This window comes from Companilactobacillus allii, from assembly GCF_001971585.1.
GTDB lineage: Bacteria > Bacillota > Bacilli > Lactobacillales > Lactobacillaceae > Companilactobacillus > Companilactobacillus allii.
The window spans coordinates 623,794-640,785 of sequence record NZ_CP019323.1; the positions used below are offsets into that span (position 1 = coordinate 623,794).

Below are 16,992 nucleotides of genomic sequence, written 5' to 3' on the forward strand. Positions count from 1 at the left end.
GAGGGGACTAATATGAAAAAGATAAAATCTAATTTGCGTTTCTTCCTTTCTCGAGTTGATTACTCAACACAATTAACGGCAATCTCATTAGTTGTTATGTTGATTTCAATATTTGTAGTTGGACTGATACACGGCTCTATAAGCGGTTACATTCAGTCTCTATTAGTCGTTATTGCATTTGTCTTATTTGTATACTTATTTTTACTTCTAGGAGAAAAAGCTGGTAAGTATACTAATAACTTGCAGTATCGAATTGACCGAGGAACGGATAACAGTTTTGTCGAGTATCCGTTGGGAATTATGCTTTATGATGATGATAAACAAGTACAGTGGGTGAATCCTTACTTTGTTGAGAAGACAGGAATTGAAACTGTATATAGTACTAATATCTCTGATATTTCATCCGAATTAACAACATTTGTTGATAGTGACGATGAAGAGGACGAACATGGTAAATACCGTACGATCCAAATCGGAGATAAGTATTACTTGGTACAGGTCCAAACTGAATTGAAAGTTATCTATTTTATGGATATTACTCATTATTCAAAAATTGAGAAACGATATGAAAAAAATCGTTCAGTTATAGGACAAGTCTATCTAGATAATTATGCTGAAATCACGCAATCAATGAGTGATCGAGATATTTCTAATTTGGATAATTATGTTACTAACGAACTATCCAATTGGGCATCTAGAGAGCAGATGTTTTTGAAACGTATCGATGATGATCATTTCTTCATTGTTGCTTACACTGGTAAGATTTTTAAGATGGAAGAAAATGGATTCAAAATCCTTGATATGATCCGAGAATATACATCGCAGCAAAATGTTCCATTGACCTTAAGTATGGGATTTTCCTACGGGGTCGATGATTTGAATTCATTGAATGATGAAGCTCAAAAGAATCTTAATTTGGCGCTTGGCCGTGGTGGAGATCAAGTTGTTGTCAAAGAAATCGGACAAAAAGCCAGATTTTATGGTGGTAATACCGACCCTATGGAAAAGAGAACACGAGTTCGTGCTAGGATGATCAGTGAAGCTCTTCAAGAATTGTTGAAGGATAGTGATCAAGTCATCGTAATGGGACACTCACATCCAGATATGGATGTGGTTGGTTCGTCTCTTGGTATTAGAAGAATTGCCTTGATGAATAATACGCCATGTAAAGTGGTTATTGATCCCAAAACAATTCATACAGATGTCAGTCGTTTGTTGCAATTGATCAATAAGGATCCAGCTATTAAAGATGATATTGTGACTCCAGAGGAATCTTTGAATCTTAGAACACCAAATACTTTGATAGTTATGGTCGATCACTCTAAGCAAAGTATCTCGATCAATCCCAACATGTTCAACTTACCAAATGAAAAAGTTGTGGTCATTGATCATCATAGACGTGGAGAAGAGTTCCCAGAGAATCCAATGCTGATTTATATCGAGCCATATGCGTCATCTACTAGTGAATTGATTACTGAAATGTTAGAATATCAACCTAAGAATAAAAAGGCTATAGAAAAGATTGAGGCTACTTCACTATTAGCCGGAATTACCGTGGATACTAAGTCATTTTCATTAAGAACAGGTACTAGAACGTTTGATGCCGCTAGTTACTTACGTTCTGTTGGTGCGGATGAAGCCTTGATCCAGAACTTATTGAAGGAAAATATCGACAGTTTCATCCAAAGAAATCATTTGATCGAAACTATAACAATGGTCGGTGGTAATATGGCGGTCTGTTTTGGAGAAAATGATCGTTCATATGATCCAGTTATCGTTGCTCAAGCAGCGGATACATTGTTATCATTGAATAATGTTGAGGCATCGTTTGTTATTAGTAAAAGACCTGACGGACGAGTTGGAATCTCTGCAAGAAGCTTAGGTAAAATAAATGTCCAAGTTATTATGGAAAAACTTGGTGGTGGTGGTCACTTAACTGATGCAGCAACACAAATTGCGGATGCTACAGTTGACCAAGCTAAGGATCAGTTGATCGATGTGTTATCTGATTACCAGAAATAGAGAGTGAGAACTCTCTTTGTATTCTAAATATATGGAGGATTTATTATGAAGGTTATCTTTACTCAAGATGTTAGAGGAAAAGGCAAAAAAGGTGAGGTTAAAAACGTTGCCGCAGGATATGCTCAAAACTTTTTAATTAAAAATAATAAGGCTATTGAAGCAACTAAGGCTAACATGGCTAAATTGTCAGCTGAACACAATCGCGAAGAAAAGGATTTCCAGGCTGAATTAGAAGAAGCTAAGAAGTTCAAGGCAGAAATTGAAAAAGATACTACAGTTGTAGAGATTCAATCCAAAGCTGGAACTGATGGAAGATTATTTGGTTCAGTTACTACTAAGAAAGTTGCTGAAGAACTTGATAAGCAATATGGAATGAAGGTCGACAAACACAAAATGGAACTCCCAGAAGGAGCTAAAGCACTTGGCTACATAAATGTACCAACAAAGATTTTTGATGGTGTAGAGGCTACTATAAGAGTACATATAGTTGAAAAGAGCTAGTATTGAATGAATAATGATATAAATACACGGATACCGCCCAATGACAAGGATGCTGAACAAGCTGTCTTAGGGGCGGTATTTCTAAGTCAAGATGCATTAGTTGAATCAATGGAATACGTCGAGTCAAAAGACTTTTACCAACATGCTAATCAATTGGTATTCCAAGCCATGGTCAATTTGAATGACCGTGAAGAACCAGTCGATGTTGTGACGGTTCAAAATGAATTAGATAAGATGAATCAAATAGAAGACATTGGCGGAGTTGGCTATCTAGCTGACTTGGCCAATGCTGTCCCAACAGCTGCTAACACGGCTTACTATGCAAAAATCGTTAAGAATAAAGCCGTCCTAAGAAGATTGATCAATGCTGGTACAGAAATTGTCAGCCGTAGTTTTGAAGAGGACGACGATCTTGATACTATTATTGATAAATCTGAACGTGACATTATGGAAGTGTCAGAGAATCGAAGTAACAAAGGATTTCGTAAAATTTCAGATGTTGTTAAGTCATCGTTTGAAGAAATCGATAAGTTATATGATCAAGATACAGATGTCACAGGATTATCAACTGGATATAAAGATTTGGACGCTTTGACAACTGGTTTACATAAAGATGAGCTAGTCATACTGGCAGCTCGTCCTGGTATGGGTAAAACAGCCTTTGCACTGAACTTGGCACAAAATGCCGCAACTAAGGATCAAGCTACAGTAGCGATATTCTCACTAGAAATGGGTGCGGAACAGTTAGTTAATCGTATGCTTTGTTCAGAGGGAAGTATTGACGCTAATGCACTTAGAACCGGACAATTAGATGAGAATCAGTGGAATAGTTTAGTTGTGGCGATGGGAAGTTTATCAAAGACAAATGTCTATATTGATGACACTCCAGGTTCAAAAATGACTGAAATAAGATCAAAATGTCGAAGACTTTTAAAAGAAACCGGCAAACTTGATTTGGTTATCATTGATTATTTACAATTGATCGAAGGTACCGGTCAAGAGAATAGACAACAAGAAGTGTCTGTTATTTCCCGTAATCTAAAAAAATTAGCAAAAGAATTACATGTGCCAGTAATCGCGCTATCACAGCTTTCCCGTGGTGTTGAAGCCAGACAAGATAAGAGACCGATGTTGTCAGATATCCGTGAATCTGGTTCAATTGAACAGGACGCTGATATTGTTGCCTTCTTATATCGAGATGATTATTATCGAGATGAAGATGGTGATGGTGAAAATAGTGAACCCGAAAATCAAGAAGACCAAGATGTCGGCGAAGTTGAAGTTATCGTCGGAAAAAATCGTTCAGGTCCAAGAGGAACGGCAAAGCTATTGTTCGTGAAATCGTATAATAAGTTTTCGTCGATAGCCAACATACCCGAAAACTAGAGCGTGTCGAAAGACGGTAGCTCCTGAGCATTACCTAACTGCTGATGGTATCAACGAAGTTGGTGCAATCAGTAGTTAAGTAAGCGCAGGGAGTTGTCTTTCGTAAACGCGTTTACACCACTAACGAACAAATCCCAAAAAACAAAGTGCAAGAGGAGAAATTGGATATGACAACAGTTGTTGTAGTAGGAACCCAATGGGGCGACGAAGGTAAAGGAAAGATTACTGATTACTTTAGTGGAGAAGCTAATATTATTGCTAGATATCAAGGTGGAGACAATGCAGGTCATACTTTGAATATTGATGGACAAGTTTATAAATTACGATCAGTTCCATCAGGTATTTTATATTCAGATAAAACTAGTGTTATTGGTAACGGAGTAGTTTTGAACCTTGAATCTCTAGCTGATGAATTGAAACGTTTGAACGAACAAGGTGTCAATACAGACAATTTGAAGATCTCAAATCGTGCTCAATTAATCCTTCCTTACCATATCCAATTAGATAAGTGCCAAGAAAAATCACGAGGTAATTCTAAAGTTGGTACTACTAATCGTGGTATTGGACCCGCTTATATGGATAAAGCTGCCCGTGTTGGTATCAGAATGGCAGATATTTTGGATAAAGATATCTTTAAAGCAGAACTAGAAGAAAACCTTAAACAAAAAAATGAAATGTTCACTAAGATTTATGGTGTTGAAGCCATGAAGTTTGATGATATTTTTGATAAATTTTATGAAATCGGACAAAGCTTGAAGGATCGTGTGATTGATACTTCAGCTTACTTAAATAAAGAATTAAAAGCTGGCAAGAACGTATTATTTGAAGGCGCACAAGGAATCATGTTAGATATTGACCATGGTACATATCCATACGTTACTTCATCTAATCCTGCTGGTGGTGTTACAACTGGTGCTGGAATTGGTGCACCATTGATCGATAATGTTATCGGTGTTGTTAAGGCCTATACATCACGTGTTGGTGCTGGTCCATTCCCAACAGAGCAAGATAACGAAATAGGAAACTTCTTACGTGAAGCCGGACATGAATATGGAACAGTTACACATCGTCCACGTCGTGTTGGTTGGTTAGATACAGTAGTATTGCGCCATTCAGCCAATGTCTCAGGTGTGACACATCTATCACTTAATTGTCTTGATGTTTTAACTGGATTGAAAGAAATCAAAGTATGTACAGGATATGATTTGAATGGAAAAGTCATTGATGAATATCCAGCAAACTTGAATATCTTGGCTCAATGCAAACCAGTTTATAAGACATTTGAAGGTTGGAGTGAAGATATCACTCAAGCTAAGAGTTTAAGTGATTTACCTAAACAAGCCCAAGCATATCTAGAATTCTTGAAGAGCGAATTAGGTGTTGAATATGCAACAGTTTCAGTTGGACCTGATCGCGAACAGACTATCGAAGTTCATGACGTCTGGGATAGAGCGTAACAATACACGGGTAATTTCCGAGCATTAACCTAAATAGTCCTAGTAATCACGACGTGATTACTAGGACTATTTAAGTTAAGCGGAAGAAATTGTGTATTGTTACGCGTTTGCGAAGCAAACAAGGAATAATAAGTAAGTAGTAGATGAACAAGAACCTAAGAAAAATTATATGTATTACATGTAAAGTAGATTGAAGCATAAATATAACTGCCTAAAATAAAAAAGGCTAGGACAAGAAATTTTTAAAATTTCTAAGTTCTAGTCTTTTTTTCGAATAAATCAATACCACTAATTATTATGGTTATAAGCCAAAACAGTCAAAGGTGCAAAAATCACAACGATTCCAATTCCGAATAACAATACTAATAACGCTTCATTAGTCCAACTACCAGTTGCCAAAATCTGTCTAATAGCAGTGATGACATAGGTTATTGGATTCATATAGGCAATAAATTGCATAGTTTTTGATAATGTCTTGATAGGAATAAAAGCATTGGATAAGAACGACAATACTAACATAATAGTCAATGAAAGACTTTGAATAGCTGTTGCACTTTTAACTAATAGTCCCAACAAAACGAAGATCCATGAAATTGCCCAACCAGTAAATATAGCAAGTAATCCACTTACGATTACCCAACCAAGACCAGCAACTGGACGCCAACCCATTAAATAACCAGTTGATAGAGCAACGATGGTCGCAAGTACTAAACGAAAAATATCAGCAAAGAGTTGTCCAGCTAATGGTGCAATGTGTGCAATCGGTAATGATTTGAATCTATCAAAGACACCAGAATCCAGATCCTCTCTAATCTGTGAACCAGATCCAGAGGCTGCTGACAACATTGTTTGAATTAATATTCCTGGAACAATTGTTGGCAGATAACTTTGGACATTACCAGAGATAGCACCTCCAAATAAATATCCAAACATCAGCATGAACATAACGGGTTGAATAATCACATCCATGAATCTGTCGGGATTGTGAAATGTCTTTAACAGATTACGATAGGCCATTGTAGCGGTGTTCATAATTAAATTACCACGGTTTGTTTTTACTTCCATAATTAATATTCCTCTTTCCTAATTCTTTCCTACTGTTAAATTCATGAATACATCATCCAAAGATGGTTCTTGAACGGTTAAATTACTGATAGCAATTTTAACTTTTTGTAATGCTACTAGAAGTGGTGCTAACTGATCAATATTATGTAAAGTAGCACTCAATTGTTGACCGGTAACACTGATTGATTCTCCCAATTGATCCTTTACTAGTTTTATAGCTGTATTTATTTTTGAATTATCATTAATAGTGAAGTTCAACTTTGTTCCACCTATTTGTTTCTTAAGTTCTTCAGGAGTTCCGATTTTTACCAATTTACCGTGATCAATCACGGCAATTCTATCTGCTAATTGATCGGCCTCGTCCAGATATTGTGTCGTGAGTAAGACTGTTGAGCCTTGTGCAACCAGTTTTCTGATTGTATCCCACATTTGAGTTCTAGTTCGTGGATCTAGTCCCGTTGTTGGTTCATCTAAGAAAATCAAAGCTGGACGATCAATTAAACTGACTGCTAAATCCAGTCTTCTACGCATCCCACCTGAAAAGTCCTTGAGTGGTTTATCGGCTGAATTTACTAAAGAGAATTTAGTTAATAATTCCTGTGTACGTTGTTTAGAAGATGCTCTAGATAGTTCATTTAATCTTGAAAAGATCATCAAATTTTCTCGAGCGGAAATATCTTCATCAATCGAAGCATATTGACCAGTTAAACCAAACATTGATCGAGAGAGTCGACCTTCTTTAACAGAATCGTGACCGAATATTTTCACACTGCCACTAGTTATCTTCAATAATGTGGTTATCATTCTTAAAGTCGTTGTTTTACCAGCTCCATTTGGCCCTAGTAATCCAAATACTTCACCTTTCTTCACATTAAATGAAATATCGTCGACTGCAGTTTTATTACCATATTTTTTTGTTAAATGATTAACTTCGATAGCATTCATTACCATAATTGTTATTACCTCTTCAGTTTTACTTGGTTAATCAGGTTACCTGATTAACTACATTGTAAGGGCACCTGATTAATTATGCAAGTATTTTGTCAGCCCACCTGACTATCTTTTAAAAAACCAACCGGTATAATAATCTTTGGAGGCTAAAAAATATGTCTAACTTACTAAAACAAAAGAACGCAGCAGGTAAACTAATAGAGTTTGGGATGGTACGTCACACAGTAGACAACATGTATCATAGAGACTCTGATGAAAATGAACATCGTCCAACATTTCAAGGACAAGGCAAAATATTATTAGCATTGTCACAAAATGATGGAATATCTCAAAAACAACTAGCCACAAGCCTTGATCTAACAGCACAGTCAACCGCTGAATTCGTAAATAAACTAGTCAAAAAAGGGTTAGTTACAAAAGAAAAGTCAACAAGTGATAAAAGAATGACAGTCATTCGATTGACTAATGCTGGTCGTGAAATAGCAAATAAAGAATCAAAAGAAATCCCCGAATTTTTAGATGTATTGACCGATGAAGAACTAGATCAATTCGCCAATATCTTAACCAAGATAAATTCAAGACTCTACGAAGAAATACATTCCAATAATTCAACCCTGTTTCAGAAGACACAAAGAGTGATTGAGAACCATTTGCGTGATTGGTTTCTTTAGAGACGAGAGCGCAACAATACACGGGAATTTCCGAGCATTAACCTAAATAGTCCTAGTAATCACGACGTGATTGCTAGGACTATTTAAGTTAAGCGGAAGAAATTGTGTATTGTTGCGCGTTTAATAAGCAAGTTTGAGAAGAAAAAATAGGAGCTCAAAAGTATCAAAGGCCGTAAAAACAGTAAGCGGAAGAAATTGTGTATTGTTGCGCGTTTAATAAGCAAGTTTGAGAAGAAAAAAAGAGGAGCCCCAAAGTATCAAAGACCATAAAACCAGTAATCAGAAGAAATTGTGTATTGTTGCGCGTTTACGATTCAGAGCGTTGAACAGAGAAAATTGTGTATTTTCACAAGTTTACGACAAGTTTGAAAAAATCAATCAATTCCGAGTATCAGTAGAAATAATCCCACGTTGGAATTGAATGAACTTATTGTTATTTCGATCATAAGTCAAAGTATAATAATAAATTTTATTTTTGGTCTGTTGCTTCAAGTAAATCCGTGAATATCTAGGTACGTCAGATAATTGATAACCCACGATACCAAAGTTGGTCACACGTGAATTGGAATTTCTGGCCAGATTATATAAACCATTATTACTATTGTCAGCATCTAACCCTAGATTCAAGGACAATTGGTTGAAGTCACCAGGGTCAGTCGCATTAGTCATAGTTAAATTTGAGTTAATAATAGTAGTTTTAACTCGTTGTATAAATGACTTAGCCTGATCTATTCCAGAACTCCCTAGTTCAACATCTGCAAGCACATATTTTGGTGGATAGAGGTTAGTCTTGGTATTCAGATACTTAGCAGAAGTGATATCTTCACCACTGTAATACAATCTGTAACGATAGCTAACGATATTCTTAGTGTCGTCGTAACGATTGCAACTTATAGTTATATAGTTACCATGAGTGTCTCTACCAAAGTTAAGTAGTGTCATCTTGAAAATATAACGGTGGGACTTTTTATTGATTCGCTTAATCAAAGACTTTTTTTGATCCGTTGATAAAAAGTCTAAAGATTTGTTGTTCTCATATTCCTCATTAATAGTAGCAACTAGACCAATGGCTTTTTCCTTAGTCTTCTCCATATCACCAGTTTTTAGTGAAATAGACTTTGGAGTAAGACCGTCATCAATATTTTTAGGATTAACGATCAATGAAAAGGGAATTGTTAAGCTAGAAATTTTGTCTACAGTTTTATTTTTAATATTATAGATGTTGAAACCGTAGGTAATTACTACAATTAGAACTAATCCTAGTAAAATAAACCATTTGATGTATTTTTTATTTAATTTTTTCAAATTTTTCACCCTTTATAAGTGTGTTACTTTAATATATATAATATACAAAAGATACGTCCATTTGGAGAAAATAATGAAAGATAAGAAAGATTTAAGAGGTAGCAAAGATTATATGCTTATCATAAGTGCAGCTGTTGGTATCATAACGGCTGTAATATTCTTTGTTATGCTTTCAAGAGGAGTTGTAAATGCCGTCGTTACTTCTAAGATATCTGATCAGTATCAAGATAAGGAATTGGAAGTATTGAAGACTGATCTTGATTATCATTCATTGAATGTAATTGGGAAATTGATCGATGTATCTGATGGTCACGTTATAACAACTAGTAATGTTAAGAAGTACAAGGAGTTAGAGACATACATAAGTGCTAGAAAGAAGCGCTCTTCAGATATTTCTGCGTTGTATGATGGCAAGAATAATTATAAAGACGATGTGACAAATGATAAGATCAATAATCTTGATAAAGACTTGTTAAATGAAAAGAACCAAGATGTTTACCAGAAATTGCGAAATAAGCTGGATACGATTCAAATTTGGTATGAACAGACACAAGATGCAGACAAGTATATCTCTAAAGTCTGGAATAAATTCAATGATGATAATTCTAGTCTGACTTTTAAAAAGGTTTCAATGTCTAGTACATACTATAAATTAATCAAAAATAAATCCATCAAAAAGCAATGGGCAAGTGCCGTAGAACAAATGCGTGATTATTACTCTAATCACAAAAATGAAAGTACTCAAGTCGCCGCCGCAAAGCAAGAATTAGAAGAATTGAAGAACTCACCATTAACACAGAAGTATACTCCAGCTAAAGTAGACATTGTTTCAAGTCTGAAATTCTCAAGCGATGCCGAAGATGCACTAGTTGCGGCTGGATTAACCGGTAAGTATGTTTTGTATTATGATTCAAGTTCCAACAATCTTGCTCTAATGACCAAGACAGGTAATAAGTACGTTGCACAAGATGGATACATCAACGTTACTAGTTCTAAAGTATCCAAAGGTAAATATACTATTAAACGCCTAGTTTCAGCTGGCTCAAATGATGCAATCGTTACAGATAGTAATAGTGATAGTTTTGGTCAATACATAACCAATGCTACTGATGATGATTTATCTGAGTTGGATATATCAGATGCTGACAATACTACTGCTGATTTTAACTCAGCTACACCAGTATTTTGGTTCAAGAATAACAGTGATTTAACAAGTTCAATTTACTTTGCGAGTGGTGAATCGATCGGATTCATCTATGCGGGTGGATCTAGCTATGATAACGGAATGCAGATCAGTTCATCTGACTTATCAAGCTTGAAATCTGAAATTTCAACCGGCATCACATTTTATGTTAATTAGAGGTCATTATGCGGGAAACTAAATTAAGGAAAACACATATAAAAAAGCATAGAAAATGGCCATGGGTCATTTTGACTATTCTATTATTGATAGTCGCTTTGATCAGTTTGTTTTGGGCCAAATACGGATATGACATCAAGAATAATATTGCTGATGGTTATTCGTACAGTCAAGGACTAACCAAGAATGACTTTAAACCAAAGAATAGTACCGTTATATACGATCGTAACGGTAAGACTATCAAAAAATTGTCCCAATCAAGTTCTAATTATACATCGATAAATAAGATCAATAAAAACATTACTAAGGGACTAGTTTCCGTGGAGGATCAGCGTTTTTACATTCATCATGGTGTCGATCCGTATGCAGTATTGCGTTCATTTGTGGCAAGACTGTTCCATAGAAGAATTGAGGGTGGATCTACTCTAACTCAGCAATTAGTCAAAAATGTAGTTTTAAAAGATCAATCACAAACAATCAATCGTAAACTCAAAGAAATGGTTATTGCCCAACAATTGGAGAAGAAGTTTACTAAGAAGCAAATTCTGGAGTTTTACATCAATGATGTCTATATGGGACATGGTTCATATGGTTTCAGTAGTGCGGCTAATTACTACTTCTCACAAGATCAAGATAGCTTATCTATTGATAAAGTAGCTATGCTTGTCGGCATCCCTAATAACCCAGTCTATTATGATCCAATCAACTACCCCAAGAGATCAGTATTGCGTCGAAATATGGTTCTATCTATATTTTATAAGAATAAGTTAATAAGTAAAAAGACATATGATAAAGCTAGGAAAGCCCCATTAGGACTGAAAGTCAATGAGCATAAGTATGATAATGATGTTTCAAATAACTATGCGCTGAGTTATGCAGTTTATAATGCGACTGAAGAGTTAATGAAATCATCTGGCTTCAATATAAAATATAACTTCGATACTGCGGCTCAAAGAAAGAAGTATGATTCACAATATCAACAAGCCTACGAGCGAGCTCATGGTGAATTGATGGAAGGTGGATATAGTGTGCACACAACTATTGATATGGATATTCAAAATCAGGTCGAAAGTATTATTCAAAAGCAATATGCATCATATACTGGTAGGGATGCACATAATAAATTAACACCGCAAGTATCTAGTACCGTTATCGATAATAAGACTGGGGATGTTTTGGCCATAGTTGGTGGACGAACGACTGAAACTGATCAAGTTAATCGTGCAATCAGTGGTTACCGTCAACCCGGATCAACAGCCAAGCCACTAGTTGCCTATGCACCAGCCTTTGAACGAGGATATTTGCCACAAAGTACCGTAGTTGATTCAGCCGTCAGCAATATTAGTAATTGGTACAGTGGCTATACTGGAAAAACTACACTGAGACATGCACTAGAAAACTCTATAAATACCGTCGCCTATAAATTGGCGCAACAAGATACTAAACATACCTATTATGATGATTTAACTAAGATGGAATTCGCAAGATTAACTCCTAAAAAAGTCACCCCTGGAGATAATAATCCACGACTGGCATTGGGAAGTTTCACGAATGGTACAACAACAACAGAGATGGCTTCAGCATATAGTTCATTTTCACGTAATGGACAATTTATCCATCCAAGTAACTTAACGAGCATTTATGATACGACAAATGAACGCTATATTTATCAAAATACGCATTTGAAGAAGAAAGTCTATACAGCAAACGCCAGTTATATGATGTTAAATACCATGCAATCAGTTATTACTGATGGATTGGGTAAGGCAGCGGCATTGGATAATTATAGTCACACCGCTGGTAAGACAGGTACAACTGATGATACTAAGGATTCATATTTTGTTGGGATGACTAAGGACTTCACGATTGCTAACTGGACAGGAAACGATATACCGTCCACTTTGACATCCTCTGAGCAATCATTACCAATGGCTACCTTCAAAGCTGTTGGGGAATATTTGGTTGATCAACTAAAAGAATCAGATACTGACTTTAAGAAGCCAAGTACTGTAAAGGTCAGCGGTGATAATTTAAGCGTTGTTAAGAGTACTAAGAAACCAAGCATTCAAGACGTGATCGATACTAACTTTGATAAGTATAATAAAGACCAAGAAACTAAGAATTCAGATCGTTTGTATAATCTAGACTATCGAATAATCTACCATCTGACTAAGAAAGAAGAATATAGTCGTGAGGGTAAGGTTCAAAAAGCGATAGATAAATATAACGAGTCACCAATAGAGAAACAATCTCAATATGATAAGAAACTAGATCAATTGCAAAAGATACGTTATCTGAATGTTAATGTTAAACGACAAAGTGCCAAAATCGAGTTTAATAATCAGATCCTAGAGTTACAAAAAGATCTCAACTTGAAACAAGCCATGTTCCAGTCTGAAAAAGACAATAAGAAGATCTCCGGTTATGAAGCACAAAAAGAAGAACTAGAAGATCAAAGAGACCAAGAACGAAGCGATAAAGTAGCCGAGTTACAAAAACAGTACGATACACAACTAGACAAGGTCAAAAGTGCTTATAAGAATGACGATTCAGATAAAGCAGATCAGAAACAAAAATTAGTTGATATTATGAATGAGATTAGAAGTTATGGTGGAAGTGCACCGGATTTGAAAGTTAATATCTCACAATAAGCGTAAGAGCGTAACAACACACGGGAATTTCCGAGCATTAACCTAAATAGTCCTAGTAATCACGACGTGATTGCTAGGACTATTTAAGTTAAGCGGAAGAAATTGTGTGTTGTTACGCGTTTGCGAAGCAAACAAGGAGAATAAAAGAAAACGGAATATGACATTAGGTCTATTAAAAATGAAACACAAAAAATTATATATCATTACAAGTCGAAGCAAACAAAGAAAAGAGAAAGTATATAACAAGAGATTATCAAGCAACATAATTGATGAGAGCTTTTAACAAAACAGAAAAAACTAATATGCCATTAAACATTGAAGCAAAGCACACCGAAAAAACCGTGCCACATAAGCATCTTGTCTTCTGTAATGCATATGATAATATGAACTTGATTGGTTATAGGGGAGAAAAAATTGAAAAGAATAATCTATAGTACGTTTTTGACCATCATGATATTCTTTGTCGGATTCGTTGTTTCAAAACTGGATACTATAAAGTACAGTAACTTGATGAATAGATTCAATATGAGTGATGATGCTTTGATTCTAAAGTCAAATTCACATCAAGATATTCAAAACACTATAACAAGTGTACATGATGCTAAGTTAAAGAATTATAAGTTGATTTTTTTAGAAGATAAGCATGAGAGCATGGGATACGTCTATAGTGACCATTCTATAAAGGATCTACCTATAGTCTCTGGAGATAGTTTCAATAAGAAAGTCTTTAACTCGCAAATAGTCTTTGCCATCCAAGGAACTTCTTCAAAATTAGAAGATTATAAACCACAAAGTCAAAACTACATTAAACACAACGGTAATTATATTTCGGTTATTGGAAAAATGAACTTTCCCAGTGCTGATATTTTGAATCGACAGACGTTGATATCATTATCTCCTAGACAAAATAACGCAGACGTCTTGTTAAAAAACGTAGCCATAGCCGTTGATGGTGGAATTGTAAATTCTAAAAAGGGATATCATAAGTTAAAGAAAATTCTGAAAGTTTCAGATACTCAAAAATACAGACGACATAATATAAGTGCCTTTGATAAACACCAACTTGTGATGTTTAGAGTTGTGTTAGTCTTCATCGTGGTATTAATAGGTGGGATTGAATATCTTGCTTTGACGCCTATTAAGCATGATTTGAAGAATGCCAAATTAACTGGTGACTTGAAGAATAATTATCGTAATGGATTGTTACTGAAGTATTATCTGTATAGTGTGATACCTTATGGAATTAGTTATTTTCTTATAAATTTTAGGTTCATGATTGTTCGACATTATATCGTTAATACTGTTATGGTGTTTTCGATTTTGATGATGATCGTTATGGGATTGGTTAGGTTGAATTTTTCTGAGGATTCTTAGTGATCGTGATATGAAGTATAAACTTGCTCTTCTTTATTTGCTTCTCAAATTTGCTGAAACGTGACACAAACACAATTTCTTAGCTCTTCTTCTTTATTTATCAAACTTGCTGAAACGTGATATAAAACACAATTTCTTCCGCTTAACTTAAATAGTCCTAGCAATCACTTTGTGATTACTAGGACTATTTAGGTTAATGCTCGGAAATTACCCGTGTTTTATATCACTCTAGTGTTGGGCCATTGGTCCTTTTAGCAATAGCTGGAAGAATCAAGCCTAATAGAATGAAGATAATAGGTGTAGCGATATTAAGTGCTAACTGGAACCACCATGATGATGGGTCACTTGACATGTTCATCTTTGGTACCATTCCCATGATACATGCAAAGGCTGTAAGTAAGAATGTCCATAGGCCGAATCCAAAGCCTACGTACTTATTCTTAACGAACATGTAGTCTGACTTGTACTTATCTAAGTTCAATGTCAAAAGCATGTATGCTAGAAATACCCAAAGGTAACGCATTGGCATAACGATTGAATTAAGATTAAGCATCCAATTGTATAAGTCATTCATTCCGTTGATACCAAGTGCTGGAACGATGATCAAGACTGATACTAGGATTGCTGTCATGTAGTAACCATTGATAGCAATTCCTTTTTTGTTCTTTCTACTTAAGAAGTTAGGGATGTATTTCTTATCAGCATCGTCTAGTAACATACGAAGTGGCGCATCGATTGAAATTGCCAATGCAGCGGCTGAAGCTAATGTATTAGTTAGAGCAAATGCCCAAACAAACAAATTACCAACATGGAAGCTGTTACCAAGGAATTGGAAGGCCTGATAAGCACCATTAGCCATCAAGTCAGCAGGTATGTGGTTTGAATCGACGATCATCCCAATCGCAAATGATCCTAAAACTGCTGAAACAGCAACCATAACGGCCAAAATAATCATACCTAGTGGAAATTCTCTTGAAGCATTCTTAGTCTTATTAACGTAAGGTGAGATTTTCTCAGATCCACCTACCGCAAAAACTAACATGGAGATAGTTGTGAAATACTGTAAATCAAATTTCGGTATGTAAGTGTGAATATCAGTCATGTTAGGTGTAGCAACTTGCACATGAGTGATAAAAGGAGCACTTACTCCTAAGATAATGAACAACATTGACATAAGAAACATCGCAATCCCTGCGATACTACCAATATTATTCAATGTGGCAACACCCTTACTTGCTATCCAAACAAAGGCAAGGAATATTACCAAACTAAGCCCCTGTACTACAAGGGGAGATACATTATTGACAAATGAGCCGTTACCCTTAAATAACCAGCTCAAACTGATCATAATGATCTGTGGTTTCTGTGCTAAATATGGTACGTGAACCACCCAATAAGTCCAAGCAGCGAAGTAAGCTAGTTTGTTGTTTGAAAGCATCTTGATCCACGAACTAACTCCACCACCAGAATTTTGAAACGCTGATCCTAATTGTCCCACCATTAAAGTGTAAGGAACAAAGTATAAGACCATGATTAAAATCCAAGAAGTTACAACAGCTAAGCCTTGATTAGCAAAGTTATTGATAACATTATTCAAACCCCAGACAGAAGTAAACCCAACCAAAGCAATATTCCACCATCTGAAGGCTTTTGCATTATTCTTTGTTTCTGGCATAAAAAAAAATCCTCCTCATAGATAAGCATTGAAACTGGATTATGGTTTCCAATACTCTACGAAGAAAGATTATACATTAAACATATAGTAATTGTGTTCAATTTTTATATTTTTGATTTTCTGAAATAGATGATTCCACGAACAACTGAGATGAGATATTGAGCAGAAAATAATCCGACCGCCAAAAATGCCGCGATCAAAAACGTTGTAATGGCTTGTTCAAGAGAGGCGATGAATCGGTTCTGGACCATATACAGTATAGTTCTATAAGCATTACCACCTGGAACGAGATTAACTAAACAAGGGATATAGATGATATTTTCAGGAAGTTTGAATTTCCTTGATAAGTGGTATGCTAATAGACCAATTATTAAAGCTCCAATCATATTTGCCAGCAAAATATTCACATGAGCGTATGTTTTCAATACCCAAAAAGCAGTCCAACTTAAAGAACCAGTAATGCCAATAATTCCCGCGGCCCTATGAGGTGCATTGGTGATTAAAGAAAAGCCAATTGCAGAGGCTGCACTCAAAATAATATGTAATAAAAGTTCAAGCATGTCTTCTTCCTCTT

The 16,992-nt window shown here is 35.6% G+C and carries 14 protein-coding genes; 9 read left to right on the forward strand and 5 right to left on the reverse strand.

Translation table 11 applies throughout. From position 1 onward, the window contains the following. The first annotated feature begins 12 nt into the window (after window positions 1-12). The 4 genes from BTM29_RS02990 to BTM29_RS03005 all read left to right on the forward strand — a co-directional run bounded on the left by BTM29_RS02990 (window position 13) and on the right by BTM29_RS03005 (window position 5,366). Entirely contained in the window at window positions 13-2,022 is a 2,010-nt protein-coding gene (locus BTM29_RS02990) for a DHH family phosphoesterase (RefSeq protein WP_076614091.1), read from the forward strand. A gap of 45 nt (window positions 2,023-2,067) precedes the next feature. Then, on the forward strand, window positions 2,068-2,523 hold the full coding sequence (rplI, locus tag BTM29_RS02995) for a 50S ribosomal protein L9 (protein WP_076614092.1): 456 nt from the start codon (window positions 2,068-2,070) through the stop codon (window positions 2,521-2,523). A 6-nt stretch (window positions 2,524-2,529) separates the two neighbouring features. Then, entirely contained in the window at window positions 2,530-3,909 is a 1,380-nt protein-coding gene (dnaB, locus tag BTM29_RS03000; RefSeq protein WP_076614093.1) for a replicative DNA helicase, read from the forward strand. 167 nt (window positions 3,910-4,076) lie between these two features. Next, a complete protein-coding gene (locus BTM29_RS03005) occupies window positions 4,077-5,366 on the forward strand; it encodes an adenylosuccinate synthase (RefSeq protein ID WP_076614094.1) in 1,290 nt (429 codons plus the stop codon). A 288-nt stretch (window positions 5,367-5,654) separates the two neighbouring features. Here BTM29_RS03005 and BTM29_RS03010 read toward each other — a convergent pair whose 3' ends face one another. Then, window positions 5,655-6,431 carry an ABC transporter permease gene (locus tag BTM29_RS03010; RefSeq protein ID WP_076614095.1) on the reverse strand — a complete coding sequence of 259 codons (777 nt, stop codon included), beginning with the start codon at window positions 6,429-6,431 and terminating at the stop codon, window positions 5,655-5,657. Between the two features lie 18 nt (window positions 6,432-6,449). Then, window positions 6,450-7,376, reverse strand: coding sequence for an ATP-binding cassette domain-containing protein (locus BTM29_RS03015; RefSeq protein WP_076618631.1), 927 nt, complete (start codon window positions 7,374-7,376; stop codon window positions 6,450-6,452). A 161-nt stretch (window positions 7,377-7,537) separates the two neighbouring features. Between BTM29_RS03015 and BTM29_RS03020 the strand changes: the two genes are divergently transcribed. Beyond that, window positions 7,538-8,053: a MarR family winged helix-turn-helix transcriptional regulator gene (locus tag BTM29_RS03020; protein ID WP_076614096.1), complete on the forward strand. Its 516-nt coding sequence runs from the start codon at window positions 7,538-7,540 to the stop codon at window positions 8,051-8,053. 378 nt (window positions 8,054-8,431) lie between these two features. On the opposite strand, the gene BTM29_RS03025 is transcribed toward BTM29_RS03020, so the two are convergent. Beyond that, window positions 8,432-9,358: a hypothetical protein gene (locus BTM29_RS03025; RefSeq protein ID WP_076614097.1), complete on the reverse strand. Its 927-nt coding sequence runs from the start codon at window positions 9,356-9,358 to the stop codon at window positions 8,432-8,434. Between the two features lie 73 nt (window positions 9,359-9,431). On the opposite strand from BTM29_RS03025, the gene BTM29_RS03030 reads away from it, so the two are divergent. The 4 genes from BTM29_RS03030 to BTM29_RS03040 all read left to right on the forward strand — a co-directional run bounded on the left by BTM29_RS03030 (window position 9,432) and on the right by BTM29_RS03040 (window position 14,743). Then, a complete protein-coding gene (locus tag BTM29_RS03030) occupies window positions 9,432-10,718 on the forward strand; it encodes a synaptonemal complex protein 1 (RefSeq protein WP_076614098.1) in 1,287 nt (428 codons plus the stop codon). A gap of 8 nt (window positions 10,719-10,726) precedes the next feature. Continuing rightward, window positions 10,727-13,369, forward strand: a complete 2,643-nt coding sequence (locus BTM29_RS03035) for a transglycosylase domain-containing protein (RefSeq protein WP_076614099.1) — start codon at window positions 10,727-10,729, stop codon at window positions 13,367-13,369. A gap of 302 nt (window positions 13,370-13,671) precedes the next feature. Further along, complete coding sequence (locus BTM29_RS13045; RefSeq protein ID WP_257787697.1) at window positions 13,672-13,803, forward strand: hypothetical protein; 132 nt, start codon at window positions 13,672-13,674, stop codon at window positions 13,801-13,803. Next, complete coding sequence (locus tag BTM29_RS03040; RefSeq protein WP_076614100.1) at window positions 13,784-14,743, forward strand: hypothetical protein; 960 nt, start codon at window positions 13,784-13,786, stop codon at window positions 14,741-14,743. The genes BTM29_RS13045 and BTM29_RS03040 overlap by 20 nt, the downstream gene beginning before the upstream one ends. A 223-nt stretch (window positions 14,744-14,966) precedes the next feature. Here BTM29_RS03040 and BTM29_RS03045 read toward each other — a convergent pair whose 3' ends face one another. Together BTM29_RS03045 and BTM29_RS03050 are read right to left on the reverse strand one after the other, a co-directional pair. Continuing rightward, a complete protein-coding gene (locus tag BTM29_RS03045; protein ID WP_076614101.1) occupies window positions 14,967-16,418 on the reverse strand; it encodes an amino acid permease in 1,452 nt (483 codons plus the stop codon). A 104-nt stretch (window positions 16,419-16,522) separates the two neighbouring features. Beyond that, the gene (locus BTM29_RS03050) at window positions 16,523-16,978 is read right to left on the reverse strand and encodes a threonine/serine exporter family protein (protein WP_076614102.1); all 456 of its coding nucleotides are present in this window, start codon (window positions 16,976-16,978) and stop codon (window positions 16,523-16,525) included. Between the last annotated feature and the right edge of the window lie 14 nt (window positions 16,979-16,992).